Origin of the sequence: uncultured Castellaniella sp. (assembly GCF_937988725.1) — a bacterium.
GTDB lineage: Bacteria > Pseudomonadota > Gammaproteobacteria > Burkholderiales > Burkholderiaceae_B > Castellaniella.
The window spans coordinates 108,962-134,060 of record NZ_CALKHS010000010.1; the positions used below are offsets into that span (position 1 = coordinate 108,962).

Annotated in this window: 27 protein-coding genes and 1 tRNA gene; 22 read left to right on the plus strand and 6 right to left on the minus strand. The window is 66.9% G+C overall.

The genetic code is table 11. The features are described from left to right. The first annotated feature begins 37 nt into the window (after window positions 1–37). Window positions 38–1,639, plus strand: a complete 1,602-nt coding sequence (locus tag Q0263_RS10850; RefSeq protein ID WP_298015868.1) for an ABC-F family ATPase — start codon at window positions 38–40, stop codon at window positions 1,637–1,639. A gap of 92 nt (window positions 1,640–1,731) precedes the next feature. After that, window positions 1,732–2,328, plus strand: coding sequence for a YigZ family protein (locus tag Q0263_RS10855; protein ID WP_298015870.1), 597 nt, complete (start codon window positions 1,732–1,734; stop codon window positions 2,326–2,328). Window positions 2,329–2,380: 52 nt separating this feature from the next. On the opposite strand, the gene Q0263_RS10860 is transcribed toward Q0263_RS10855, so the two are convergent. Then, on the minus strand, window positions 2,381–3,115 hold the full coding sequence (locus tag Q0263_RS10860; protein WP_298015872.1) for an ABC transporter substrate-binding protein: 735 nt from the start codon (window positions 3,113–3,115) through the stop codon (window positions 2,381–2,383). A 173-nt stretch (window positions 3,116–3,288) separates the two neighbouring features. Here Q0263_RS10860 and Q0263_RS10865 point away from each other — a divergent pair, with 173 nt between their 5' ends. The 4 genes from Q0263_RS10865 to Q0263_RS10880 all read left to right on the plus strand — a co-directional run bounded on the left by Q0263_RS10865 (window position 3,289) and on the right by Q0263_RS10880 (window position 6,557). Then, window positions 3,289–4,257, plus strand: a complete 969-nt coding sequence (locus tag Q0263_RS10865) for a chemotaxis protein (RefSeq protein WP_298015874.1) — start codon at window positions 3,289–3,291, stop codon at window positions 4,255–4,257. Between the two features lie 111 nt (window positions 4,258–4,368). After that, window positions 4,369–5,550 carry a beta-ketothiolase BktB gene (gene bktB, locus Q0263_RS10870; RefSeq protein ID WP_298015876.1) on the plus strand — a complete coding sequence of 394 codons (1,182 nt, stop codon included), beginning with the start codon at window positions 4,369–4,371 and terminating at the stop codon, window positions 5,548–5,550. Between the two features lie 100 nt (window positions 5,551–5,650). After that, window positions 5,651–6,421 carry a spermidine synthase gene (locus Q0263_RS10875; protein WP_298015878.1) on the plus strand — a complete coding sequence of 257 codons (771 nt, stop codon included), beginning with the start codon at window positions 5,651–5,653 and terminating at the stop codon, window positions 6,419–6,421. 59 nt (window positions 6,422–6,480) lie between these two features. Then, window positions 6,481–6,557: transfer RNA gene (locus Q0263_RS10880), tRNA-Val, on the plus strand. Between the two features lie 18 nt (window positions 6,558–6,575). Here Q0263_RS10880 and Q0263_RS10885 read toward each other — a convergent pair. Continuing rightward, entirely contained in the window at window positions 6,576–6,710 is a 135-nt protein-coding gene (locus Q0263_RS10885; protein WP_298015880.1) for a hypothetical protein, read from the minus strand. Window positions 6,711–6,785: 75 nt separating this feature from the next. On the opposite strand from Q0263_RS10885, the gene thrS reads away from it, so the two are divergent. The 7 genes from thrS (at window position 6,786) to Q0263_RS10920 (ending at window position 14,661) form a co-directional block, all read left to right on the plus strand. Next, window positions 6,786–8,732 (plus strand): threonine--tRNA ligase, encoded by a 1,947-nt coding sequence (gene thrS / locus Q0263_RS10890; RefSeq protein WP_298015882.1) that lies wholly within the window; start codon window positions 6,786–6,788, stop codon window positions 8,730–8,732. Then, window positions 8,729–9,310 (plus strand): translation initiation factor IF-3, encoded by a 582-nt coding sequence (gene infC / locus Q0263_RS10895; protein WP_298019037.1) that lies wholly within the window; start codon window positions 8,729–8,731, stop codon window positions 9,308–9,310. Before thrS ends, infC begins: the two co-directional genes overlap by 4 nt. A 61-nt stretch (window positions 9,311–9,371) precedes the next feature. After that, window positions 9,372–10,334 carry a glutathione synthase gene (gshB, locus tag Q0263_RS10900; RefSeq protein ID WP_298015884.1) on the plus strand — a complete coding sequence of 321 codons (963 nt, stop codon included), beginning with the start codon at window positions 9,372–9,374 and terminating at the stop codon, window positions 10,332–10,334. Continuing rightward, entirely contained in the window at window positions 10,331–10,744 is a 414-nt protein-coding gene (locus tag Q0263_RS10905; protein ID WP_298015886.1) for a PTS sugar transporter subunit IIA, read from the plus strand. Before gshB ends, Q0263_RS10905 begins: the two co-directional genes overlap by 4 nt. Window positions 10,745–10,759: 15 nt before the next feature. Further along, window positions 10,760–11,029 (plus strand): HPr family phosphocarrier protein, encoded by a 270-nt coding sequence (locus tag Q0263_RS10910; RefSeq protein WP_298015888.1) that lies wholly within the window; start codon window positions 10,760–10,762, stop codon window positions 11,027–11,029. Window positions 11,030–11,081: 52 nt separating this feature from the next. Then, the gene (gene ptsP, locus Q0263_RS10915; protein WP_298019040.1) at window positions 11,082–12,836 is read left to right on the plus strand and encodes a phosphoenolpyruvate--protein phosphotransferase; all 1,755 of its coding nucleotides are present in this window, start codon (window positions 11,082–11,084) and stop codon (window positions 12,834–12,836) included. Window positions 12,837–12,954: 118 nt separating this feature from the next. After that, on the plus strand, window positions 12,955–14,661 hold the full coding sequence (locus tag Q0263_RS10920) for a diguanylate cyclase (protein ID WP_298015890.1): 1,707 nt from the start codon (window positions 12,955–12,957) through the stop codon (window positions 14,659–14,661). 35 nt (window positions 14,662–14,696) lie between these two features. On the opposite strand, the gene Q0263_RS10925 is transcribed toward Q0263_RS10920, so the two are convergent. Continuing rightward, window positions 14,697–15,926, minus strand: a complete 1,230-nt coding sequence (locus Q0263_RS10925) for an ammonium transporter (protein WP_298015892.1) — start codon at window positions 15,924–15,926, stop codon at window positions 14,697–14,699. Window positions 15,927–15,943: 17 nt separating this feature from the next. Then, window positions 15,944–16,282 (minus strand): P-II family nitrogen regulator, encoded by a 339-nt coding sequence (locus Q0263_RS10930; protein WP_298015894.1) that lies wholly within the window; start codon window positions 16,280–16,282, stop codon window positions 15,944–15,946. A gap of 430 nt (window positions 16,283–16,712) precedes the next feature. Here Q0263_RS10930 and Q0263_RS10935 point away from each other — a divergent pair, with 430 nt between their 5' ends. The 9 genes from Q0263_RS10935 to Q0263_RS10975 all read left to right on the plus strand — a co-directional run bounded on the left by Q0263_RS10935 (window position 16,713) and on the right by Q0263_RS10975 (window position 24,060). Further along, window positions 16,713–17,102: a hypothetical protein gene (locus Q0263_RS10935; protein WP_298015895.1), complete on the plus strand. Its 390-nt coding sequence runs from the start codon at window positions 16,713–16,715 to the stop codon at window positions 17,100–17,102. 115 nt (window positions 17,103–17,217) lie between these two features. Then, complete coding sequence (locus tag Q0263_RS10940; RefSeq protein ID WP_298015897.1) at window positions 17,218–18,735, plus strand: YifB family Mg chelatase-like AAA ATPase; 1,518 nt, start codon at window positions 17,218–17,220, stop codon at window positions 18,733–18,735. A gap of 39 nt (window positions 18,736–18,774) precedes the next feature. Continuing rightward, window positions 18,775–19,023 (plus strand): accessory factor UbiK family protein, encoded by a 249-nt coding sequence (locus Q0263_RS10945; RefSeq protein WP_298015899.1) that lies wholly within the window; start codon window positions 18,775–18,777, stop codon window positions 19,021–19,023. Between the two features lie 194 nt (window positions 19,024–19,217). Continuing rightward, the gene (rpmI, locus tag Q0263_RS10950; RefSeq protein WP_298015901.1) at window positions 19,218–19,415 is read left to right on the plus strand and encodes a 50S ribosomal protein L35; all 198 of its coding nucleotides are present in this window, start codon (window positions 19,218–19,220) and stop codon (window positions 19,413–19,415) included. A gap of 13 nt (window positions 19,416–19,428) precedes the next feature. Then, complete coding sequence (gene rplT / locus Q0263_RS10955) at window positions 19,429–19,788, plus strand: 50S ribosomal protein L20 (RefSeq protein WP_298015903.1); 360 nt, start codon at window positions 19,429–19,431, stop codon at window positions 19,786–19,788. A 78-nt stretch (window positions 19,789–19,866) separates the two neighbouring features. Beyond that, the gene (gene pheS / locus Q0263_RS10960; RefSeq protein WP_298015905.1) at window positions 19,867–20,889 is read left to right on the plus strand and encodes a phenylalanine--tRNA ligase subunit alpha; all 1,023 of its coding nucleotides are present in this window, start codon (window positions 19,867–19,869) and stop codon (window positions 20,887–20,889) included. A gap of 26 nt (window positions 20,890–20,915) precedes the next feature. Beyond that, window positions 20,916–23,321 (plus strand): phenylalanine--tRNA ligase subunit beta, encoded by a 2,406-nt coding sequence (gene pheT / locus Q0263_RS10965; protein ID WP_298015907.1) that lies wholly within the window; start codon window positions 20,916–20,918, stop codon window positions 23,319–23,321. A gap of 11 nt (window positions 23,322–23,332) precedes the next feature. Beyond that, entirely contained in the window at window positions 23,333–23,641 is a 309-nt protein-coding gene (locus Q0263_RS10970) for an integration host factor subunit alpha (protein WP_298015909.1), read from the plus strand. After that, window positions 23,638–24,060, plus strand: a complete 423-nt coding sequence (locus tag Q0263_RS10975; protein WP_298015911.1) for a MerR family transcriptional regulator — start codon at window positions 23,638–23,640, stop codon at window positions 24,058–24,060. Before Q0263_RS10970 ends, Q0263_RS10975 begins: the two co-directional genes overlap by 4 nt. Window positions 24,061–24,073: 13 nt before the next feature. On the opposite strand, the gene Q0263_RS10980 is transcribed toward Q0263_RS10975, so the two are convergent. Together Q0263_RS10980 and Q0263_RS10985 are read right to left on the minus strand one after the other, a co-directional pair. Further along, window positions 24,074–24,538: a hypothetical protein gene (locus Q0263_RS10980; protein WP_298015914.1), complete on the minus strand. Its 465-nt coding sequence runs from the start codon at window positions 24,536–24,538 to the stop codon at window positions 24,074–24,076. Further along, window positions 24,535–25,062 (minus strand): sigma factor, encoded by a 528-nt coding sequence (locus Q0263_RS10985; protein ID WP_298015916.1) that lies wholly within the window; start codon window positions 25,060–25,062, stop codon window positions 24,535–24,537. Before Q0263_RS10985 ends, Q0263_RS10980 begins: the two co-directional genes overlap by 4 nt. Between the last annotated feature and the right edge of the window lie 37 nt (window positions 25,063–25,099).

The window sequence follows — 25,099 nt, forward strand, 5'->3', positions numbered from 1 at the left end:
CAGGTTGTTTTGACCCCAATTTTCCAAGCCCCCCACCGTGATCTCCACCAACAACCTCACCATCCAGTTCGGCACCAAACCTCTGTTCGAGAACGTCAGCGTCAAGTTCGGCGACGGCAACCGCTATGGCCTGATCGGCGCCAACGGCTCGGGCAAGTCCACCCTGATGAAGATCATCGGCGGCGACCTGGAACCTTCGTCCGGCAATGTGGCGCTGGACCCCGGCGTGCGCCTGGGCAAGCTGCGCCAGGACCAGTTCGCCTTCGAAGACGTGCGGGTGCTGGACGTGGTGATGATGGGGCACGTGGAAATGTGGCAGGCCATGACCGACCGCGACGCCATCTATGCCAACCCGGATGCCAGCGAAGACGATTACATGCAGGCCGCCGAACTGGAAGGCAAGTTCGCCGAGTACGACGGCTACACGGCCGAGGCCCGCGCCGGCGAACTGCTGCTGGGCCTGGAGATCCCGGTCGAACAGCACCAGCTGCCCATGCGCGAGATCGCGCCGGGTTGGAAGCTGCGCGTGCTGCTGGCGCAGGCGCTGTTCTCCAATCCCGACGTGCTGCTGCTGGACGAGCCCACCAACAACCTGGACATCAACACCATCCGCTGGCTGGAAAACGTGCTGAACGGCTATGACAGCACCATGATCATCATCAGCCACGATCGCCACTTCCTGAATCAGGTCTGCACCCACATGGCCGACCTGGACTATGGCGAACTGCGCGTCTATCCGGGCAATTACGACGACTACATGCTGGCGTCCACCCAGGCCCGCGAACGCCAGGTGGCGGCCAATGCCCGCGCCAAGGAACGCGTCAGCGAGCTGCAGGACTTCGTGCGCCGCTTCGCCGCCAACAAATCCAAGTCCCGCCAGGCCACGTCCCGCCTGAAGCAGATCGACCGCATCAAGTCCGAGACCGTGCAGGTCAAGCCGTCCTCGCGCCAGAACCCCTACATCCGCTTCGAGGTCAACAAGGTCCTGCACCGCCAGGCCGCCCACATCGAGGAACTGTCCAAGGCCTACGACCGGCCCATCATCAAGGGCCTGAACACCATGATCGAGGCCGGGCAGAAGGTCGCCATCATCGGCGCCAACGGGGTGGGGAAGACCACGCTGCTGCGCCTGCTGGCGGGCAACCTGGCGCCCGACGACGGCCAGGTGCGCTGGTCCGAGAACGCCGACATCGGCTACATGGCGCAGGACGTGTCCGACCAGTTCGATTCCGACCGCGACCTGTTCGACTGGATGACCGACTATCGCCAGGCCGGCGACGAGGACCAGTCCATCCGCTCCGTGCTGGGCCGCCTGCTGTTCTCGGGCGACGAGATCACCAAGGCCGTGCGGGTGCTGTCGGGGGGCGAGAAGAACCGCATGAGCTTCGGCCGCCTGATGCTGGGCCGGCACAACGTCATGCTGATGGACGAGCCCACCAATCACCTGGACATGGAATCCATCGAATCGCTGCAGTACGCGCTGGAACAATACCAGGGCACCCTGGTGTTCGTGTCGCATGACCGGCAGTTCGTGTCGGGCGTGGCGACCCGCGTGATCGAGATCCTGCCCGACGGCCGCCTCAACGACTACCCCGGCACGTACGAGGAATACCTGGCCTCTCAGGGCATCGAGGCCTGATTGGCGGGACGGCGCCTTCGTCCGAATGGGGCGCGCTTCGCAACGCGTCCGCCTGAAGCATCCGCTTCGCGCCGCATGCCCGGAAGGCCCTCATGCCCTATACGCTGACCGGTCCGGCCCGCCACGAAGCGGATGTCCGCAAGAGCCGCTTCCTGGCGCTGGCCGCGCCCATCGATTCTCCCCAGGCGGCCCAGGCCTTCCTGGACGCGCACCGCGATCCCCAGGCCACGCATAACTGCTGGGCCTGGCAATGGGGCGATCAGTATCGTTTCAGCGACGATGGCGAGCCCGGCGGGACCGCGGGCCGGCCCATCCTGCAGGCCATCCAGTCGCAGGACTGCGACCGCGTGGCCGTGCTGCTCATCCGCTGGTTCGGCGGCATCAAGCTGGGCACCGGCGGCCTGGCGCGCGCCTATGGCGGCGCGGCCGCCGAATGCCTGCGCACGGCCGGCAAAGTGCTGATCCGCGAAGAGCGCCGCGTGCGCTGCACCTGCCCGTATGCCGACATGGACCGCGTCCAGGCGCGCCTGCTGTCCGCCGGCGCGCGGATCGAATCCGCTCGGTTCGATGCCGATGGCGTTATCTGGGATCTGTGTGTTCCCCAGGCCGATGCAGCGGCCCTTGAGTCCCTATATGTTGATCAAACCCGGGGACAGGGCGACTGGCGCGTCCTGGACGAAGGCGCTTAGGGACCTTTGAACAAGCCGCAATGCATGCATCTGCGGACTCGGGCGCCCGGACTCATCCGGCAGGAGCCACTGCCGCCCCCTGGATGCCGTGGCGGGCCAGGGCATGGGCCACGAAGCCGGATGCCTTCGCATCTTCCACGAAAGCCGCCAGGCCCGCCGCCAGGCCCGCGTCGCGGTCGCGCGACACGCCCAGGGCCTGGCGGATCAGCATGAAATGGCCGTCCAGCAGGCGCAGGCCGCCGAATTCCAGGGCGCCCATTTCGAGCTGCTGGCGCACCCCGGCCGCGACGTCGGCGCCTTTTTCCAGGAAGGTGCCGACCACGGCCGGCGAGGTCGGCGCGCGCACGATCGTGGCATGCCGCAGTTCGCGCGACAGGAACAGGTCGTAGGCGCTGGCCTTGCCGACCACCACGGTGCGGCCGGCCTGGTCCACCTGCGCGTTGTCCGTCAGCGGAGAATCCTGACGCACCAGGTAGCTGCCTTCGATCAGCACGTAGGGCGTCGTGAAGGCGATCTGCTCGCCGCGTTTCGGGTCGATGGCGAAAAAGCCGAAATCGGCTTCGCCCCGGGTGACGCCTTCCACGGACTTGCCCGCCGTATCGTAGATCACCAGGCGCAGCTCCAGGCCCAGTCGCTCGGCCAGGCGGCGGGCCAGATCGATGGACACGCCCTCGGCCTGCCCGGTGGCGGGGTCCAGCCCCGCCAGGATCGGATTGCCCACGTTGATGGCGGCTCGCAGGACTCCGGTGGGGGCCAGGGCGTGCGTGTCGATGCCGGAAGTATCCATGAGCGTGTCTCCTTCAAGATATGTCCAGACTGTAAAGGATGGAGTAGGGCGTGGACAAGCGGGCCGGCGCTTGGCATCGAATAGGCTGCGGGGACCGGGCGTATTGCCCCGATTGGCCGGCGTCGCTTTCCTTTACACTGGCTTTTTCAGCCTATCGATAGGAAGAGATTCCCATGAGCTCCAGCCAGCATGCCGTGGATGACCGCGCCAGCCTGACCGGCACCAACCGGTTCGAACTTCTGCTTTTCCGGCTGGGCGCCAACAAGGAATCCGGCCAGTCGGAACTCTACGGCATCAATGTGCTGAAAGTGCGCGAGATCGTCACCATGCCCACCGTCACGGCCGTGGCGGGGGCGCCCAAGTATTCCCTGGGGGTGGTGCAGCTGCGCGATCAGGTGATTCCGGTCTTCGACCTGCCCGCCATCGTGGGCTGCAAGCTGCCCGCCGCGCCCACCCTGATGCTGGTCACGGAATTCGGGCGGACCACGCAGGCCTTCACCGTGGAATCCGTGGACGACATCGTGCGCCTGGACTGGAACCAGGTGATCTCGGCCGAATCCAGCGGCACCTCGCAAAGCCTGGTCAGCAGCATGGCGCGGCTGGACGACACGGCCGACAACACCCGCCTCGCGCAGGTGCTGGACGTCGAGGCCATCCTGCAGATGGTCACGCCCGAAAAGGACCGCCATCAGGTCGACCCCAAGGACGTGGGCGACAAGATCGTCGTGAAGCCCGGTTCCGTCGTCCTGGTCGCCGACGATTCCTACGTCGCCCGCTCGCTGCTGGAACAGGCGCTCAAGGCCATGAATGTCCCGTATGAAATGGTCAAGTCCGGCCGCGAGGCCTGGGAACGCCTGAACGTGCTCAAGGCCGCCGCCGAGACCGAGGGCAAGACCATCCTGGACAAGGTCAGCCTGATGCTGACCGACCTGGAAATGCCCGAAATGGACGGCTTCACCCTGACGCGCAACATCAAGCAGGACACCCGCATGAGGGTGCTGCCCGTCGTCATCCATTCGTCCCTGTCGGGTTCCGCCAACGAAGACCACGTGCGCAGCGTCGGCGCGGACGGCTACGTGGCGAAATTCTCGGCCGAGGAACTGGCCGACGCCCTGCGCAAGGCCCTGTCCCGCCTGAAGTAGTCCCCGGATCCCGGGCCGGCGGTCGGCGGCCCGCGTCTTCCCATCCGCGCCGCCGATGCGCTACCATGGCCTTATTTGCTGCGACGCAGCATTCATAAAGGAGACATCACCATGCAAGATATCGTCATCGTACAGGCATGCCGCACGGCGGTCGGGGATTTCGGCGGCGGGCTGAAGGACGTCGCCCCGTGCGAGCTGGGAACGCTGGTGGTGCGCGAAGTGCTGGGCCGCGCCGGCGTGGCGCCCGCCGACGTCGGCCACGTGGTGTTCGGCCACGTCATCAATACGGAACCCCGCGACATGTACCTGTCGCGGGTCGCGACGATCAATGCCGGCATCCCGCAGGCCACGCCGGCCTTCAACGTCAATCGCCTGTGCGGCTCGGGCCTGCAGGCCATCGTGTCCGCCGCGCAGACGCTGATGCTGGGCGATGCGGAAGTCGCCATCGGCGCCGGCGCCGAAAGCATGAGCCGCGCCCCCTATGTGGCGATCGGCCAGCGCTGGGGCTCGCGCATGGGGGATTCGCGCCTGGTGGACATGATGACCGGCGCCTTGTCCTGCCCGTTTGAAAAATATCACATGGGCGTGACGGCCGAGAACGTGGCGCAGAAATACGGCATCAGCCGCGAGGACCAGGACGCCCTGGCGCTGGAATCGCACCGCCGGGCCGCCCATGCCATCGAGCAGGGCTATTTCAAGTCCCAGATCGTGCCCGTCACGCACAAGACCCGCAAGGGCGACGTCGTCTTCGACCAGGACGAACATGTGCGCTTCGACGCCACCCCGGACAGCTTCAGCAAGCTCAAGCCCGTCTTCGCCAAGGAAAACGGCACGGTCACGGCCGGCAATGCCTCGGGGCTGAACGACGGCGCCGCCGCCGTGCTGCTGATGACGGCCGACGCCGCCCGGGCCCGAGGCCTGAAGCCCATGGCGCGGCTGGTGTCCTACGGCCACGCCGGGGTGGACCCGCAGTACATGGGGATCGGCCCGGTGCCGGCCACTCGCCAGGCCCTGCAGCGCGCCGGCCTGACGCTGGACCGGATCGACGTGATCGAGGCCAACGAAGCCTTTGCGGCGCAGGCCTGCGCGGTGTCCCGCGAGCTGGGCTTCGATCCGGCCAAGGTCAACCCCAACGGCAGCGGCATCAGTCTGGGCCATCCGATCGGCGCCACCGGGGCGCTCATCACGGTCAAGGCGCTACACGAACTGGAACGCGTCCAGGGCCGCCATGCGCTGGTCACGATGTGCATCGGCGGCGGGCAGGGGATCGCTGCGATTTTCGAGCGCCTGTGATCGAACACAGGTAAGCAAACGCCCGCAATCAGGGCATCAGCAGCTTTCCGTCCGCAGCGCCCGCATGCCGGGGCGCGGCGGATGGCGGGAATTCATCGTCATGTCTCGAAGCCATGGCCGCGCGTCTGCGCGGCAAGCCGCCGTCGAAGCGGACCAGCCCACTCTGTCCGAGGAGGACGGCGTGCGCTATCTGCATTTCAATTCCGAATGGATCCAGGGCGCCATGCGGGTGGCCCGGCCGTCGGAACTGATGCTGGCCTACACCCAGCAGATGATGGCCTGGCTGCTGTTCGTGCAGCCCGGCGCCCGCGACCGCCTGGGCATCCTGGGCCTGGGGGCGGGTTCGCTGCTGCGGTTTTCCTTGCGCCATACGCGGTCCCAGGTGGACACGGTCGAGCGCAATCCGGCCGTCACCGCCATGTGCCGGGCGTTCTTCCGCCTGCCGGGCAGCGAGCGCTCGGTCATCGACCATGCCGACGCCCGCGACTGGGCGGCCGAGCCCCACCGGGCGGGGCGCTACCGCGCCCTGATGGTGGACCTGTACGACAGCCAGGCCCAGGGGCCGGTCTGCGACGAGGCGTCCTTCTATCACGATTGCTACCGGATCCTGGACGAGCCAGGTGTCATGGCGGTCAATCTGTTCGGCCGGCACGACAGTTTCGACCGCAATCTGCGGCGCATTCGCGACGCATTCAACGGCCGGGTGCTGTGCCTGCCGGAAATCGACGAAGGCAATACCGTGGCGCTGGCCTTCAAGGGCCACGCGCTGGACGGTTCCGCCGCCGATCTGCTGGACCGCGCCGAGCGCGTCGAGTCCCGCACCGGCCTGCCCGCCCGGCGCTGGGCGCGGTCCCTGCTGGCGTTGATGTAGGCGGGCTGCCGGTCATTTGACAGCCATGGAAATCACCCATACAATCACGTTCTTTCTTCAGGCGGTTAGCTCAGTTGGTTAGAGCGCTACGTTGACATCGTAGAGGTCGCTGGTTCGAATCCAGTACTGCCTACCAGAATACAAAAAGCCGTTGTCATCCCCGGGTGGCAGCGGCTTTTGCCTTGTTTGCAACAATAATCCGCCGGCAGGCTTCGGGAAGAGCGGCGAATCGCGCGCCGGGGGCCGCGTCAAATTGATTGTTGCCGGTCCGGTTGCTAAACTGTTTCATATCCTTCCTGCATGGCAATATAGACTTTTACCGACGCGGCGCAGGCCGCGTTTTGTATTTTCAGGACACACATTCATGGTTCGCATCACCTTGCCCGACGGCTCACAACGTGAGTTCGATCATCCCGTTTCCGTGCACGACGTCGCGAAGTCGATCGGGACCGGGTTGGGCAAGGCGGCCCTGGGGGGCAAGATCGCCGTGGACGGACAGCCCGCCCGGCTGGTGGACGCCAGCCACGTCATCGATCAGGACGCGGCGCTCAGCATCGTCACGGACAAGGACCCCGACGGTCTGGACATGATCCGCCACTCCACCGCGCACCTGCTGGCCTATGCGGTGAAATCCCTGTTTCCCGACGCCCAGGTCACGATCGGCCCGGTGATCGACAACGGCTTCTATTACGACTTCTCGTACAAGCGGCCCTTCACCCCCGAAGACCTGCAGGCCATCGAACAGAAAATGGCCGAACTGGCCAGGCGCGACGAAACCGTGGTGCGGGAAGAATGGGATCGCGACGAGGCCGTCAAGTTCTTTCACGGCATCGGCGAGGCCTACAAGGCCGAAATCATCGCCTCCATTCCCAGCAATGAAAAAATCAGCCTGTACCGCGAAGGCGATTTCATCGACCTGTGCCGGGGGCCGCACGTGCCGTCCACCGGCCGCCTGAAGGTCTTCAAGCTGATGAAGGTCGCGGGCGCCTATTGGCGCGGCGACAGCAAGAACGAGATGCTGCAGCGCATCTACGGCACGGCGTGGGCGCGCCAGGCCGACCAGGACGCCTACCTGCACATGCTGGAACAGGCCGAATTGCGCGATCACCGCCGCATCGGCCGCGAACTGGACCTGTTCCATTTCCAGGACGAAGCGCCCGGCCTGATCTTCTGGCACCCCAAGGGCTGGACCGTCTGGCAGCAGGTGGAACAGTACATGCGCCAGGTCTACCAGGACAACGGCTACCAGGAAGTCAAGGCGCCGCAGATCCTGGATCTGTCCCTGTGGAAGAAAACCGGCCACTGGGACAACTACAAGGAAAACATGTTCACGACGGAATCCGAAAACCGCGTGTATGGCTTGAAGCCCATGAACTGTCCCGGCCACGTGCAGATCTTCAACGCCGGCCTGCATTCCTATCGCGAACTGCCGCTGCGCTACGGCGAATTCGGCCAGTGCCACCGCAACGAACCCTCGGGCTCGCTGCACGGCATGATGCGGGTGCGCGGCTTCACCCAGGACGATGGCCACATCTTCTGCACGGAAGACCAGCTGCAGGACGAATGCGCGGCGTTCACCCGCCTGCTGCAGAAGGTCTACGCCGATTTCGGCTTCACGGAAATCCTGTACAAGGTCGCCACGCGCCCCGAAAAGCGCATCGGCGCCGACGAAGTCTGGGACAAGGCCGAGAAGGCCCTGATGGACAGCCTGGACCTGTCGCATTGCGACTACGAGGTTTCCGAAGGCGAGGGCGCCTTTTACGGCCCCAAGATCGAGTACACCCTGAAGGACGCCATCGGCCGCCACTGGCAGTGCGGCACGATCCAGGTCGATTTCTCCATGCCGGCGCGCCTGGGGGCCGAATACGTGGATGCCCAGGACCAGCGCCGCACGCCGGTCATGCTGCACCGCGCCATCCTGGGTTCTCTGGAGCGCTTCATCGGCATGCTGATCGAAAACCATGCCGGCGCGCTGCCCGCCTGGCTGGCGCCGCACCATGCCGTCGTCTGCTGTATTTCCGACAGTTCCGCCGATTACGCGGACCAGGTTGCCAAAACCCTTGTTAAACAAGGGTTTAGGGTCAGTTCAGATTTGCGCGGTGAAAAAATCACCCGTAAAATCCGCGAGCACAGCCTGCAGAAAATTCCGTATATTCTGGTCGTGGGCGACAAGGAACGCGAATCCGGCGCCGTCGCGGTGCGGGGTCGCGGCAAATTGGACCTGGGCACCATGCCGGTGGCCGATTTCGCCGCCCGCCTGCAGCAGGAAATCGTTTCCCGCTACCAAGGGGGCGATTCGGGCCAGGCCTGAACCCTCCGTTTCTTCAACATCTAGGAGTCTTTGACATCGCAACCGAAAAGAAACACCGCATCAACGGTGAAATCCGTATCCATGAGGTCCGTCTGATTGGCGTGGACGGTGAACAACTGGGCATCGTACGCACGTCCGACGCCCTGGCGCAGGCCGAACAGAACGACGTCGATCTGGTCGAGATCTCGCCCACGGCCGATCCCCCGGTCTGCCGGCTGATGGATTACGGCAAGTTCAAGTACCAGGAACAAAAGCGCCAGGCCGAAGCCCGCGCGCGCCAGAAGGTCATCCAGGTCAAGGAAGTCAAATTCCGCCCCGGCACCGACGAAGGCGACTATCAGGTGAAACTGCGCAACCTGCGCCGCTTCATCGAAGACGGCGACAAGGCCAAGGTCACGCTGCGTTTCCGGGGCCGCGAAATGGCTCACCAGGAACTGGGCATGCGGGTGCTCGAACGAGTGCGCGACGATCTGGGCGAACTGGTGCAGGTCGAAGCCATGCCCAAGCTCGAAGGCCGCCAGATGGTGATGGTGCTGGCGCCGCGCCGGAAGACCGGCAAGCAGGGCGATGCGGCCTGATCGCGGCGGTTGACCGGGGGGCCGCGGTCGCGGGTCGTTTGTTCATCCATAGGTTTCTTTCATGCATGTCCTGTTTGTCATCGATCCGCTGCCCGGCCTGAAGGCCTGGAAGGATTCCTCCGTGGCCGTCATGCGCAGCCTGGCGGCGCGGGGGCACGTCTTCAGCTTCGCCCTGATGGGCGACCTGTTCGTCGATCAGGGCCGCGTGCGGGTGGCCGCAACGGCAATGCGCCTGCGCGACGATGCCGACTGGCGCGGGCATGACTGGTGGACCCAGGACGCCGCCGCGCAGGATCGCGACCTGGCGGATTTCGATGCGGTCCTGATGCGCAAGGACCCGCCGTTCGACATGGAATATGTCTACGCCACGCACCTGTTCGATTACGCGCAGGCGCAGGGCGCCCGGGTATTCAACGCCGGGTCGGCGATCCGCAACCATCCCGAAAAACTGGCCATCACGGAATTCGCGCAGTACACGGCGCCCACGCTGGTCAGCCGCGACATGGCCCGCATCCGGGCCTTTCACGCGGAACACGGCGACGTCATCGTCAAGCCGCTCGACGGCATGGGCGGCAGCGGCATCTTCCGCCTGCGGCCCGACGAGCCCAATCTGGGCGCCATCCTGGAATCCCTGACCGATCTGGGCGAGCGCACCATCATGGCGCAGCGCTACATTCCGGAGATCGTCCAGGGCGACAAGCGCATCCTGATCATCGGCGGCGAACCGGTGCCGTTCGCGCTGGCGCGGATTCCGCTGCAGGGGGAAACCCGGGGCAATCTGGCCGCCGGCGGGCGCGGGGTGGCGCAGCCCCTGTCCGCGCGCGACCTGGAACTGGCCCGCGCCGTGGGTTCCCGGCTGGCGGGACGCGGCCTGCTGCTGATCGGCCTGGACGTCATCGGCGACTACATCACGGAAATCAACGTCACCAGCCCGACCTGCTTCGTGGAAATCACGGAACAGACTGGCTTCGACGTGGCCGGCCGCTTCGTCGACGCGCTGCAACAGGCCCTGGAGGCGGCATGAAGACCCGCCTGGCCCTGGTGATGCACCAGCCTCTGGGCTCGGCGTTCAGCGCCTGCGCCCAGCACGTGCTGGGCCGGGTGCCGGATCTGCAGGTCTTCGACATCATGCCCGACGCGCCGCCGCGGGAACAGACCGGCCGGGTGCTGGACTGGGTGCATCAGGGCCGGATCGAAGAGCCCATCCTGATCCTGTGCGACCTGTACGGCGCCACGCCGTTCAACATCGCGGCCCAGGCGCTGCGCCAGGCCCTCGAAGAAGGCTATATCATTCATCTGCTGACCGGCACCAACGCCTGCATGGTGCTCAAGGCCTTGACCGATCAGCAGGAAAATCCGGAATCCCTCAGCGAACGCGTGCGACAGGGGGCGCTGCGCGGGATCGTCAACGCAGATCCCCCTCCCGACTGCTAGTTAGGAGTTTTGCCCATGCCCATGATCGACCTGGTGATTTCCAACAAGCTCGGCCTGCATGCCCGCGCGGCGGCGAAACTGACGCAGCTGGCGGGCCGCTTCAAAAGCGACGTCTTCATCTCCCGCGGGGCGCAGCGCGTCAATGCGAAGAGCATCATGGGCGTCATGATGCTGGCGGCTGGCCTGGGAGTCACGGTCAAGATCGAGGCCCTGGGCGCCGACGAGGACCAGGCCCTGGGGGACATCCGCGCCCTGTTCGAAGGCAAGTTCGGGGAACCTGAATGATCCACGCGGCTGCGGGCGCGCGCTTCGCCCGGGCTTTTTCGACATGACGACCATGACTGCGCCCGAGACGACCCCGGCGGCCCTGCATTCCACCCTCTGCCTGTTCGGCCAGGGAGTCGTGCGCGGCTATGCCATCGGCCGCGCGGTCGTCATGAGCGCCGCCGCGCTGGAAGTCGCCCACTACCGGATCGCGGACGATGACACCGCCGCCGAGAAGCAGCGCCTGTGCCAGGCGATCGACGCCGCCGTCCATGACCTGCACCAGATGGTCGAAGCGCTGCCCGACGACGCGCCGCGCGAACTGGGCGTGCTGCTGTCGGTGCATGCCATGCTGCTGCAGGACCCCATGCTGGTGCAGTCGGTCTGCCAGTTGATCGAGGAACGCCAAGTCAATGCAGAATGGGCCCTGACGACCCAGGGCCAGACCCTCGCGGAACAATTCACCCTCATGGAAGACGCCTATCTGCGCGAGCGCAGCGCGGACGTGCGTCAGGTCATCGAGCGCGTCCTGCGCGTCCTGTCGGGTTCGGCCCAATGGCTGCCCGATCTGGACGGGGTCGATGCCGACGGCAGCCTGATCGTCGTGGCGCGCGATATTTCGCCCGCCGACATGATGCGCCTGCGCGGCGGGAAATTCGGGGCCTTCCTGACCGACCTGGGCGGGGCGACCTCGCACACGGCCATCGTGGCGCGCAGCATGAACGTGCCCGCCGTGGTCGGCATGGGGCATGTGCGCGCGCTGGTGCGCGATGGCGACCTGCTGATCGTCGACGGCATCCGGGGCCTGGTGCTGGTCAATCCGTCGCCGGCCATTCTGCGGGAATACCAGGAACGCCAGGCCGCGTTCCTGCGCGAACGCGATGAGCTCAAGGCCCTGCGCTTCGCGCCCGCCATGACGCTGGACGGCATCCAGATTCGCATGGAAGCCAATATCGAATTGCCCGAAGAGGCCGCCGACGCCCTGGCCGCGGGCGCCGAAGGCATCGGCCTGTTTCGCAGCGAATTCCTGTTCATGGGGCGCGCGGATCTACCCGGCGAGGACGAGCAGTACGAAGCCTATTCCGCCGTCGTGCGCACGATGGCGGGGCGCCCGGTGACGATCCGCACCCTGGACATCGGGGCGGACAAGACCCTGGACGGCGAGGCGACCGTGGCCACCAACCCGGCGCTGGGCCTGCGGGCCATCCGCTATTGCCTGGCGAACCCGGAACTCTTCAATACCCAGCTGCGGGCCCTGCTGCGGGCCGCCGCGCACGGTCCCGTCCGGATTCTGGTTCCCATGGTGTCGCACATGCACGAGGTCGTCGCCACCCGCCGGGCGCTGGCGCGCGCGGCCGAGGAACTGCGGGACGCGGGGCTGGCCCACGAAACCCGCGTGCAGCTGGGGGCCATGGTCGAGATCCCGGCCATGGCGATCGCCATCGAGCCCTTCGCGGAAACGCTGGATTTCCTGTCCATCGGCACCAATGACCTGATCCAGTACGTCCTGGCCATCGACCGGGGCGACACGGACGTCGCCTCGCTGTACGACCCCATGCATCCGGCCGTGCTGCGCCTGATCGCCCACACCATCAATGCCGGAGAGCGCGTGGGCAAGCCCGTGTCGGTGTGCGGGGAAATGGCGGGAGACGTGCGCGTCACCCGCATGCTGCTGGGGCTGGGCCTGACGGGATTCTCCATGCACCCGCAGCAGCTGCTGGACGTCAAGAAGGAAATCCGCCGGGCGCATTCCAACGCGCTGCGTGTCAAGGTCGCCTCGGCCCTGAACCGCGCAGAACGCATCGACCTGGCCGCCCTGTCGGCTTGATGCGGATCAAATCCGGCCAAAGTTTCACCGGCCGCCGGATCCGTTCCCCGGCCCAGGCCCGTTACACTCCGTGCATGCTGCCGGCCCGGTCCGGCGGACTATCGACCTTGAGGCTCCGATGACCGCTCCCAATCCGGCGAAACGCCGGTTTCACGGTTTCCCCTGGCCCCGGACGCTCAGGCGGAAGGTCATCCTGGCGTTCGTGCTGGCGGCGTTTCTGGCGGTGGGCAATATCCTGGTTGTCCAGTCCCTGCTGCGGGAGTCGGACGGCCTGGCGGCGGCGGTCAACGTGGCGGGCAAGATGCGCATGCTCAGCCAGCGCATCACCCTGGAAGCGCTGGCCGGCGCGGCCGTGCCGCAGCGCGCCGACCATTTGCGGCAATATCGGGACACGTTCGATCAGGCCTACCGCGCCCTGATGTCGGGCGGCGAAGCCTATGGCCTGCGCGTTCCGCAGGTGGGCCTGTCCCAGGCGCGGCAGCTGGCCGCCGTGGGCCATGACTGGCAGATCTACCAGGAATCCGTCGCCGTCTTTTCGCAGGCGGCCCGAAGCGCCGCGGGCGCCGATCCCGAGCCGCTTCTGGCGGCGGGGGATCAGTTGCTGGGCAGCGCCGAAGCATTGCTGGATGCGCTGGTCCGGCATGCCCGCGACGTCCAGCGGAACGCCCTGTACAACTCCTACATCCTGTTCGCGCTGAATCTGTTTTTGCTGCTGCTGGCCTATGCGCTGGTATCCCGCCAGGTGTTGCGCCCGATCCGCCGCCTGGTGGAGCAATGCCGGGAGTTGGCTTCGGGCAACTTCGCGGTCCGTTCCCGTCTGCGCCGCCGCGATGAACTGGGAAGCCTGGGCGGGGCGCTGGACGAATCCGCCGCCCATATCGAGCGGCTGCTGGCCGAAGTCGCCCGTGAACGGGTCTCGCTTCAGCAGGCTGCGCTGGTATACGAACACACCAGCGAGGCCATGGTGGTCACGGACGTCGATGGCTATGTCCAGAACATCAATCCGGCCTTCACGGCCGTCACCGGCTATCGGGCGGCCGAGATCGTGGGCAAGCGCCTGAATGTCCTCAGCTCGGGGCGGCATGATCGGGATTTCTACCGGGACATGTGGCAAAGCCTGGCGCAGAGCGGGCGCTGGAGCGGCGACATCTGGAACCGGCGCAAGTCCGGAGAGGAGTTCGTCGAGCGCCTGACGATCAATACCTCGTACAACCCGGACGGCAGCGTGAATTGCCGCATCGGCCTGTTTTCCGACGTGACGGAGAAACGCCGCCGCGAGGCGCTGATCTGGCGCCAGGCCCACTACGATCACCTGACGCAGCTGCCCAACCGGCAGATGTTCCACGCCAGCCTGCAGCGGTGCATCGAGGATGCGCACAATAGCGGTCCGTATTTCGCGCTGATGTTCCTGGATCTGGACCTGTTCAAGGAAGTCAACGACACCTTCGGCCACGACGAGGGCGATGAGCTGCTGCGCCTGGTGTCCCGGCGCCTGACGGGCTGCATTCGCGATTCCGACCTGGCGGCCCGCCTGGGCGGCGACGAGTTCACCCTGATCATCCAGCGGCTGAATCATCCGGACGATGTGCGGCCGATCTGCCGGAAAGTGCTGGATGCCATCGCGCAGCCCTACACGCTGAGCGGCAATACCGTGCATATTTCCGCCAGCGTCGGCGTGGCCTTCCATCCGCGCGACGGCGGGGATGCCGCGACCCTGCTCAAGCGCGCCGATCTGGCGATGTATGCGGCCAAGCAAAAGGGCAGGAACCGGTATTGCCTGTTTTCCCCGGACATGCTGCAAGCGGCTCCGTCGCACGGCGATTAGCCCGGCGCGCGGAGCGCCGGGCCGCGCGCCGCGGTTCAGGCCGGGTAGGCGGTTTCGCCGTGATCCACCTGGTCCAGGCCCTGGCTTTCCTGTTCGCCGCTGGCGCGCAGTCCGATCAGGCGGTCGGCGCACCGGATGGCGAGCGCGGCCGTCAGGCCCGCCCACAGCAGGCTGACCAGGACGGCTTCGGCCTGCAGCCAGGTCTGCCAGAGCAGGGCGCCCCAGCCGGCCGCGCCGGGGCCGCCCAGGCTGCCGGAATAGAACACGCCCGTCAGCAGGGCGCCGACGATGCCGCCCACCCCGTGGATGCCGAACACGTCGAAGGCGTCGTCGATGCCCAGGCGCCGTTTCAGTCCGTTGACGCCGTACAGGGCGGCCCAGGCGGTGAGCGCGCCGATCAGGGGGGCTGCGCCCGGCGCCACCAGGCCCGCGGCCGGCGTGATGCCGACCAGGCCGGCAATGGCGCCGGAGACGGCGCCCAGCAGGGACGCCTTGCCTTTGAGCAGGCCTTCCGCCAGGGCCCACGCCAGGGTGCCGCCGGCGGCGGCCAGCAGGGTGTTGACCAGCGCCAGCACGGCCTGTTCGTTGGCGGCCAGGGCGGATCCGCCGTTGAAGCCGAACCAGCCCACCCACAGCAGGGCGGCGCCCACCAGGTTCAGGGGCAGGCTGTGAGGCGGCATGGCCTGGCGGCCGTATCCCCGGCGCGGCCCCAGGTAGCGGGCGGCGACCAGGCCGGCCGCGCCCGCGCTGATGTGCACGACGGTGCCGCCCGCGAAGTCCAGGGCGCCCCGCAGGTGCAGCCAGCCGTCTCCCGCCCAGACCATGTGGGCGATGGGCAGGTAGCCCAGCGTGAACCACAGGCCGGTGAAACACAGCACGGCGCCAAAGCGCGCGCGCTCGGCGATGCTGCCCGTGATCAGGCCGCAGGTGATGGCCGCGAAGGTGGCCTGGAACAACGCGAACAGGAGTTCGGGGATGGAGCCCAGCAAAGGCTCGGTGGTCGTGGCCGCGGGCTGGTAAAGCCCCGCCAGGCCCAGGCGCGACCAGCCTCCCAGCCCTCCGAAGCCGGGCGTGAACGCCAGGGAATAACCGTAGAGGAACCACAACACGATGACCAGGGCGCAGACCGCCAGCGTCTGGCTCATGACGGACAGCACGTGGCGCTCCCGGGCCAGCCCGCCGTAGAAAAGCGCCAGCCCCGGCACGCACATCAGCCAGACCAGCAGGGTGGAGACCATCGTCCAGACAACGTCAGCTTTATCCATGAGAAGTGCTCCTGTGTTCAAAGGGCGGCTTCGCCGGTTTCGCCGGTGCGGATGCGCACGGCCTGATCCAGCGGCGTGACGAAGACCTTTCCGTCGCCGATCTTTCCCGTGTGGGCCGCCTGGCACAGGCATTCCAGCGTCAGTTCCACCCAGTCGTCGGGCACGGCGACCTGGACCTGCAGCTTGGGCAGGAAGTCCACCTGGTATTCGGCGCCCCGATACAGTTCCGTGTGGCCCTTCTGGCGGCCGAAACCTCGGGCCTCGGTGACCGTCATGCCCTGGATGCCGGATGCGACGAGCGCCGCATGCACTTCGTCCAGCTTGAAAGGCTTGATGATGGCGGTGATGAGTTTCATGAGCGTTCCTTGTTGAGGCGGGATGCGGAACACTTTAAGCAAAAGCCATGCCAGGTCGATGCAGGGAGGCTTCGGAGGGAAGAGGGGCGGGGAAAGCGCCCCATTTTGGCGCATCGGCGGCGGGCCTTGCCCCATGCCGGGGCATGGATGCGTCCGGCGCCCGGTTGCGAAAACCCTGCTGAAGCGCCGTGTTTTGTGTCGAGTTGTTGGCCGGGCTGCGGGACGTGCCGCCCGCCGGGCGCCGGGTTTCCCCAGGGAGGCCTGGCGGATGAGGGCGAGGCCGCGCCGGCGCGCGTGACATCAGTCTTTACATGTCAGGGTTTACCCTGTGGGTTGGGCCACTAGAATTGTAACTGACCCGGCCATGAACGGCCGGCCTTCGAAAATGATCCGCGATGTACCGAAAGCGGAACTTTGAATAGGGAAGATCATGAACACGATACGCAAAACGCTGACAATGGCTGCTGTGGTGGCTTCTTTGGGCCTGCTGGCGGCTTGCTCCAAGAGCGACGAGCCCGAGGCTCCGCCGGCTGCTCCCGCTCCCTCCACGACTCCCACTCCCGCGCCTGTGCCGCCGGCGCCGCAGGATCCCTCGGCGGCGCCTCAGGGCGAACCTCAGTCCATGAAGGACAAGATGGAAGATTCCGCCGAATCCGTTAAGGACAAGGCGGCGGCAGTGGGCCAGGCCGTGTCCGCCAAGGCCGGCGAACTGGCCACCAAGGCGGGTGAAGCGGCCAATGACGCCCGTGAATCCGTGAAGGAAGGCGCCGCCAAGGCGGATGCCGCCATCCAGGGCGCCGTGGGCAACGACAGCAAGTAAACCGTCTGCGTCTTCGCCGTGCGCGAAGGCATGACAAAAAGGGCGCATCCGCGCCCTTTTTCATGGGCGCGCCCCGTATAGTGCGATGCAGACGCATCAAGGCGGGAGGAACGGCATGTCGCTTGCAGTGCTGGCCAGCAGGGCCTTGTTCGGTCTGCACGCCCGGCCGGTCCAGGTCGAGGTCCACGTGGGCGCCGGCCTGCCGGCTTTTTCCCTGGTGGGCTTGCCCGGCGCGGGAGTGCGCGAAAGCCGAGAGCGGGTGCGTTCCGCAATCCTCAGTTGCGGTTTCGATTTCCCCGCGGGGCGGATCACCGCCAATCTGGCGCCCGCCGACCTGCCCAAGGATTCCGGGCGCTTCGACCTGCCCATCGCCCTGGGCGTCCTGCTGGCTTCGGGGCAGGTGGCCGACGGGCAGGGCGGCAGTCCGGACTTGCGCCACTACGTGCTGGCGGGCGAACTGTCCCTGACCGGGGCGCTGGTGCCGGCGGATTCCGCCTTGGCGATCGCCCTGGCGGTGGCGCGGGACGATCCGCAGGCGACGCTCGTCATGGCGCCGCCGGCCGCCGGCATCGCCGCGCTGGTGCCCGGCCTGCGGGTGCTGGCTGCGGGCAGCCTGGACGAGGTCGTGGCGCATTTCGCCGGCCGCCAGCCTCTGCCGCAGGCCAGCCCGGCGCCGTTGCGCGATGAGGCGCATGCCGCGCCGTGCCTGAGCGACGTGCGCGGCCAGGCGCTGGCCCGCCGGGCGCTGGAAATCGCCGCCGCCGGGGGGCACAGCCTGATCATGAGCGGGCCGCCCGGCGTGGGCAAGAGCATGCTGGCCCAGCGCCTGCCCGGCCTGCTGCCGCCCCTGACGCGGCGCGAGGCCCTAGAGGTGGCCGCCGTCCAGGGCCTGGTGCGGCCCTTGCTGGCCCTGCCGGGCGCGCCGCCGTTCCGGGCTCCGCATCACGGCGCTTCGCGGTCCGCGCTGGTGGGGGGCGGCGCCTGCCCGCGTCCCGGAGAGATCAGCCTGGCCCACCATGGCGTGCTGTTTCTGGACGAACTGCCGGAATTCGAGCGCCGGGCGCTGGAAGCGCTGCGCGAGCCGCTGGAAACCGGCCAGGTGACGGTGGCGCGGGCGGCCGGCAGCTGCCATTTTCCGGCGTCCTTCCAGCTGGTGGCGGCCATGAACCCCTGTCCCTGCGGCTGGCTGGGACACCCGCGCCAGGCGTGCCGTTGTCCTCAGGATCGGATTGCGCGGTATCGCTCGCAGGTGTCGGGACCGCTGCTCGATCGCATCGATCTGCATGTCGCGCTATCCATCGAAGGCGCCTGGCACGAGGCGCCGCCGGGGGAACCATCGGCCCGGATCCGCCCCAGGGTGGCGGCGGCCCGCGCCCGCCAGACGGAACGCCAGGCCTGCCTGAATGCGCGTCTGGACGCGCCGGCGCTGGCGACGCATGCCCGCCTGGATGCGGCGGGCCGGACCTTGCTGGCCCGGACCGTCGAGGCCTGGGGTTGGTCAGCCAGGGCGACGCAGCGGGTCCTGCGGGTCGCGCGCACGCTCGCCGACCTGCGGGATGAGCCCGCGGTCGGGGCCGAGGATCTGGCGCAGGCGATCCAGTTCCGGCCGGATGCGGGCCTGGGGAACCGCTGAACCGTTAAAATGGGCTTTTATCTGTGGCAGGAGACCGCGATGATCGCCCCCAATCAATGGTTCGACGATTTCCAGAAGAACATGTCCGATCTGCTGGCCAAGACTCCGGCGGCCGACATCGAGCGCAACATGAAGGCCCTGATGGCGCAGACCTTCGCCCGCATGGACCTGATCACCCGGGAAGAGTTCGACGTCCAGACAGACCTGCTGGCCCGGGCGCTGGACCGCGTCCAGTCCCTGGAAGCCCGTGTGCAGGCCCTGGAACAGCAGTTGGACAAAACGGAATAAATAACCCTATAATCAAGGGCTTTCCCCCATGTTCACAAATGCTTTTTGCGTCTGTGTATATTTTTGCATGGGGGGATGGAAGCCCGGTCATGCAGGTTGCGCATGACGGGTTTATCAGACTGGCGGATAACAGGTCAGACAAGCGCCCGATGTGTCGGGCCACCTAGGTTCGCCCAAGCCAACAGAGTATCGTCATGCCCAAGATGAAGAGCAAAAAAGGCGCTTCCAAGCGCTTTAAGGTGCGCGGCAGTGGTTCCATCAAGCGCGGCCAGGCTTTCAAGCGTCACATCCTGACCAAGAAAACCACCAAAAACAAGCGTCAACTGCGCGGTTCGGCCGCTGTCCATGAAACGAATATCGCCTCCGTAAAGGCGATGTTGCCTTTCGCCTGATCGGAGATTTCTCATGCCTCGCGTCAAACGCGGCGTCACGGCTCGTGCACGCCATAAAAAAGTTCTCAAGGCCGCCAAAGGCTACCGCGGCCGCCGCGGCAACGTATTCCGGATCGCCAAGCAGGCGGTCATGCGCGCCGGCCAGTACGCCTATCGCGATCGCCGCAATAAAAAGCGCACCTTCCGCGCTCTGTGGATCACCCGCATCAATGCGGGCTGCCGTGAACTCGGCGTGACCTACAGCGTGTTCATCGCCGGCCTGAAGAAGGCTTCGATCGAACTCGACCGCAAGGTCCTGGCCGACATGGCCGTCAAGGACAAGGCCGGCTTCGCTGCCATTGTGGCCCAGGCGAAGTCCGCACTGGCAGCCTAATCGATACAGTTTCGTTTTCGATTCTGTCTCATCGCAAACGGAGCTCACTCGGGCTCCGTTTGCGTTTTGGAAGGAACTATGGACACGACGCTCGACGAGCTGATCGCCCAGGCGCAGGGGCGTTTCGCCCAGGCGCGGGACGCGGCCACGCTGGAAAATGAAAAAGCGGTCTTTCTGGGCAAGCAGGGCTCCCTGACGGCGCTGCTCAAGGGCCTGGCGGGCCTGCAGGGCGAGGAAAAACGCACTCGCGGGGCGCAGATCAATCAGGCCAAGCAGCAGGTCGAAGCCCTGCTGAACGCGCGTCGCGCCGAATTGGCCCAGGCGGCGCTGGACCAGCGCCTGGCCGCCGAAACCATCGACGTCACCCTGCCCGGGCGCGGGCGGGGCACGGGCGGCGTCCACCCGGTCATCCGCACCTGGCAGCGTGTCGAGCAGATCTTCCGTTCCATCGGTTTCGACGTCGCGGACGGTCCGGAGATCGAAAACGACTGGACCAACTTCACGTCCCTGAACAATCCCGAGAATCACCCGGCCCGCTCCATGCAGGACACGTTCTACGTGGACATGCAGGATGCCGGCGGCCTGCCGCTGGTGCTGCGCACGCACACCAGCCCCATGCAGGTGCGCTATGCCCGCATGAACAAGCCGCCGATCAAGGTCATCGCTCCGGGCCGCACCTATCGCGTGGACAGCGACGCCACCCATTCGCCCATGTTCCATCAGGTCGAAGGCCTGTGGATCGCGGAGGACATCTCCTTCGCCGACCTGAAGGGCGTCTACACGAATTTCCTGCGCGCCTTCTTCGAGACCGACGACCTGACGCTGCGGTTCCGGCCGTCGTTCTTCCCGTTCACCGAACCCTCGGCCGAAATCGACATGATGTTCACCTCGGGACCGAACCAGGGCCGCTGGCTGGAAATCTCCGGCTCGGGTCAGGTGCATCCGCAGGTGGTGCGCAACTTCGGGCTGGATCCGGAACGCTACATCGGCTTCGCCTTCGGCTCGGGGCTGGAACGCCTGACCATGCTGCGCTATGGCGTCAACGACCTGCGCCAGTTCTTCGAGGGCGACCTGCGCTTCCTGCGCCAGTTCAACGCCTAGTGTCCCCGCGAAACGGAATCTGAATCATGCAATTTCCAGAATCATGGCTGCGGGCCTGGGCCGATCCCGCCATCGACAGCCAGACCCTGTCCCATCGCCTGACCATGGCCGGCCTGGAGGTCGAGGATGCCGATCCCTACGCGCCGCCGTTTTCCGGTGTCGTGGCGGCGCGGATCGAATCCGCCGAACCGCACCCCAATGCCGACAAGCTGCGCGTTTGCCAGGTGAACGACGGTTCGGGCACGCTCCTGCAGATCGTCTGCGGCGCTCCGAACGCGGCCGCCGGCCTGGTGGTTCCTCTGGCCCGAGTGGGCGCGGAGCTGCCCGGCGACATGAAGATCGGCCCGGTCAAGATGCGCGGCGTCGAATCCCGCGGCATGCTGTGTTCGGCCCGCGAGCTGGGCCTGTCCCAGGACCATGCCGGCCTGCTGGAGCTGCCTGCGGATCTGGCGCCCGGCGCCGACCTGCGCCAGGCGCTGGATCTGGACGACACGATCTTCACCCTGAAGCTCACGCCCAATCGCGCCGACTGCCTGTCCATCCTGGGGGTGGCGCGCGAAGTCGCCGCCCTGACGGGCTGCGATCTGCGGCCTCTGGACGCGCCCGCCGTGCCGGTCACGATCGCCGACCGCCTGCCGGTCCGGGTGCAGGCGCCCGATCTGTGCGGCCGCTTCGCCGGCCGCATCGTGCGCGGCGTCAATGCCCGCGCCGCCACACCCGACTGGATGAAGTCCCGGCTGGAACGCGCCGGCCAGCGGTCCGTGTCCGCCCTGGTGGACATTTCCAACTACATCATGCTGGAACTCGGGCGGCCAACGCACGTGTTCGACCTGCAGCGCATCCAGGGCGGACTGAACGTCCGCTGGGGCCGCGAGGGTGAACGGCTGGAACTGCTCAACGGCCAGACGGTCGAACTGGCGCCGGACGTCGGGGTGATCGAAACGGAACAGGCGCTCGAAAGCCTGGCTGGCGTCATGGGCGGGCAGGCGTCCGCCGTGACCCTGGACACCACCGATGTCTTCCTGGAGGCCGCCTTCTGGTGGCCCGAGGCCATCATGGGTCTGACGCGCCGCTTCAAGCTCACGTCCGAAGCGGCGCACCGCTTCGAGCGCGGCGTCGATTTCTCGACGATCCCCGCGCATCTGGACATCATGACGCAGCTGATCCTGGACATCTGCGGCGGCCAGGCCGGCCCCCTGGACGACCAGATCATCCGCCTGCCCGCCCGCGAGCCGGTGCGCATGCGTCTGTCGCGCTGCACCAAGGTGCTGGGCGTGGCGCTGTCCGCCGAACAGGTGGCCGGCATCTTCGGCAGCCTGGGCTTCGATTTCGAGCAGCAGGGCGACGCCTTCGTGGTGACGCCGCCGGCCGCGCGCTTCGACCTGACGATCGAGGAAGACCTGATCGAGGAAGTCGCACGCATCTACGGCTTCGACCGGATTCCCGACCTGCCGCCCGTGGCGCCCGCCCGCATGCGGGTGCCGCCCGAAACGCTGTACGGCCCGCACGCCATGCGGGCCTCCATGGCGGCGCTGGACTTCCAGGAAGTCATCAACTTCTCCTTCGTCGAAGAGGCGTGGGAACGCGATTACTGCGGCAACGAGCAGCCCATCCGCCTGCTGAACCCGATCGCCAGCCAGCTGGCCGTGATGCGCTCCAGCCTGATCGGCGGCCTGCTGGCCAACATCGCCCACAACGCCAAGCACCGGCAGAGCCGGGTCCGCGTCTTCGAGCTGGGCCGGGTCTTCGCCCGGGACGCTGCCGTGGCCGACGGCGATCTCTCGGTGGCGGGCGTTGCGCAGCCCACGCATCTGGCCGCCGCGGCCTGGGGGCCGGCACTGCCCGAGCAATGGGGCGAGGCCAGCCGTCCGGTCGATTTCTTCGACCTCAAGCGCGATCTGGAATCGCTCCTGGGCGCCAGGGCCGCCGGCCTGCGCTGCGAAGCCGCCAGCCATCCCGCCCTGCATCCCGGCCGCGGCGCCCGCGTGCTGCTGGACGGCCGGCCCATCGGCTGGCTGGGCGAAGTGCATCCCCGCTGGGCGCAGGCGCTGGATCTGCCGCACGCCCCGGTCGTCTTCGAACTGGACGCCGAAGCCCTCGCGGATCGGGTCTTTCCCCAGCCGGCCGAACTGTCCCGCCAGCCCGTCGTGGTGCGGGACCTGGCCATCTGGGTGGATGCCGGCCAGCCCTGGCAGTCCCTGCTTGATACACTTGAACACCAGATCGCGGCCGATCCCGCGCTGGCGGTCGTCAAAGACATTAAACTGTTTGACATTTGGCGCGATGCTTCGTCCGGCGATCAACGCAGCCTGGCGCTTCGCTTCTGGTTCCAGGGGCGCAACGCCACGCTCGACGACAGTCAGATCGAATATTGCATGCAGGGCCTGATCGACGCGCTGTCCCGCAACCACGGGGCACGCTTGCGCACATAGGAGAATTTCGGGTGAATACGGATCGGACGCTGACCAAAGCCCATCTGGCCGAACTGCTGTTCGAGCAGGTGGGGCTGAACAAACGCGAAGCCAAGGACGTGGTCGACACGTTCTTTTCCGAGGTCCGCGACGCCCTGGTCCAGGGGGTCGAGGTCAAGTTGTCGGGGTTCGGCAGCTTCCAGGTGCGCAACAAGCCGCCGCGCCCGGGCCGCAACCCGAAGACCGGCGAGGTCATCCCGATTTCCGCCCGTCGGGTCGTCACCTTCCATGCCAGCCAGAAGCTGAAGGATGGCATTGAAATGGCCGGAGGTTCCGCATGACGCCCGTCACGCCCGCCACCACGCTGCCGCCCATTCCCGCCAAGCGCTATTTCACCATCGGCGAAGTCAGCGAACTGTGCGGCGTCAAGCCGCACATCCTGCGGTACTGGGAACAGGAATTCGCCCAGCTGAAGCCGGTCAAACGCCGGGGCAACCGCCGCTATTACCAGCATCACGAAGTGCTGCTGGTGCGCCGCATCCGCGATCTGCTGTACGAGCAGGGCTTCACCATCGCCGGCGCCCGCAACCGCCTGGGCGAGGGCGGCGACGTTCCTCACGATCAGGATGCGGCCGTGCGCCTGAGCGGCGCCGAATTGCAGGCCCTGCGAGGCGACCTTCAGTCCATCCGCGACAGCCTGGGCAAGGCCCTGGGGCAGGCCAAGCCTTCCAATCAGGCCGACGGCCTGCTGAATCTGTAAGGCGCCAGGGCGATCAGTTGGATTCCAGGTGCAGCGGCTGCTGCACCAGCGTGCCGCTGGGAGCCGGCTTCAGGCTGGCCCAGATCAGCAGCACGATGACGGCGGCGGCCGCGCCGATGCCCGCGGCCGCCAGCACGCGACGCCAGGACAGGCGCCGGATCCGTCGGCCGATGGCAGGCTCCCCGTGGAGCGCCGCATCGGGGGCGGGCTCGTCCGCCACGCGGCGGGGCTCCGCCGCGATGGGCGTTTCTTCCATGCCCAGGGTGGTCCGGATCTGCATCAGCAGCGCCTCGGGCGGCGGAGCCGGGGGCAGGGCGTCGACGATTCCCAGGAAATAGGCTTCCCACTTCAGGGCGCAGGCGGCGGCCGCGTCGTCGTGGGCCAGGCGGGCCTGGATGTCGCCCGCGTGCTCGGGCATGTCCAGTCCCAGGACGTAGCAGGCGATTTCGTGGTCGGAATAGGAACGATGCTGTTTCATGCGCGCACGGCCTCGTCGATGTGCGTCAGGACGGATTCGATGGAGGCCTGGATGTCGGGCTCGGATCGGTCCAGCCGGTCGGCGATGCGCGCCGGGTCGCCGCCGTGCAGATAGGCCTGCAGCAGCGCGTCGAGCTGCGGCGCGGGCAGGGCGGCCAGCACGCCCTGGATGGTGCCGGGCCGGCCGGCGCCGGGCAGCGACAGTTCGGGCAGCGGCTGCTGTTCGGCGGCGGTGTCGCCCGCGGCGCGCTGTCGGCGCAGATGATCCAGCGCCCGATAGCGCAGGATGCTGTACATCCAGGCCCGGGCGGTGCCGATGGACGGGCTGTAGCCGGCGGCATTGCGCCAGATCAGCACGAAGGCTTCGTGCAGGACTGCGTCGGCCTCGTCGGGAGCGCCCAGCATGGCCAGGGCCAAGGCCCGCATGACGGGCGCTTCATGGCGGTACAGCGCGTGAAAGGCCGCGCTGTCCCCGGCCGCGCAGGCCGTCAGCTCCGCCTCGTAATCGAATACCGAAACAGTCATACAATCTTTCCGGCCTTGCCGGGTTCTCGTCAATGCT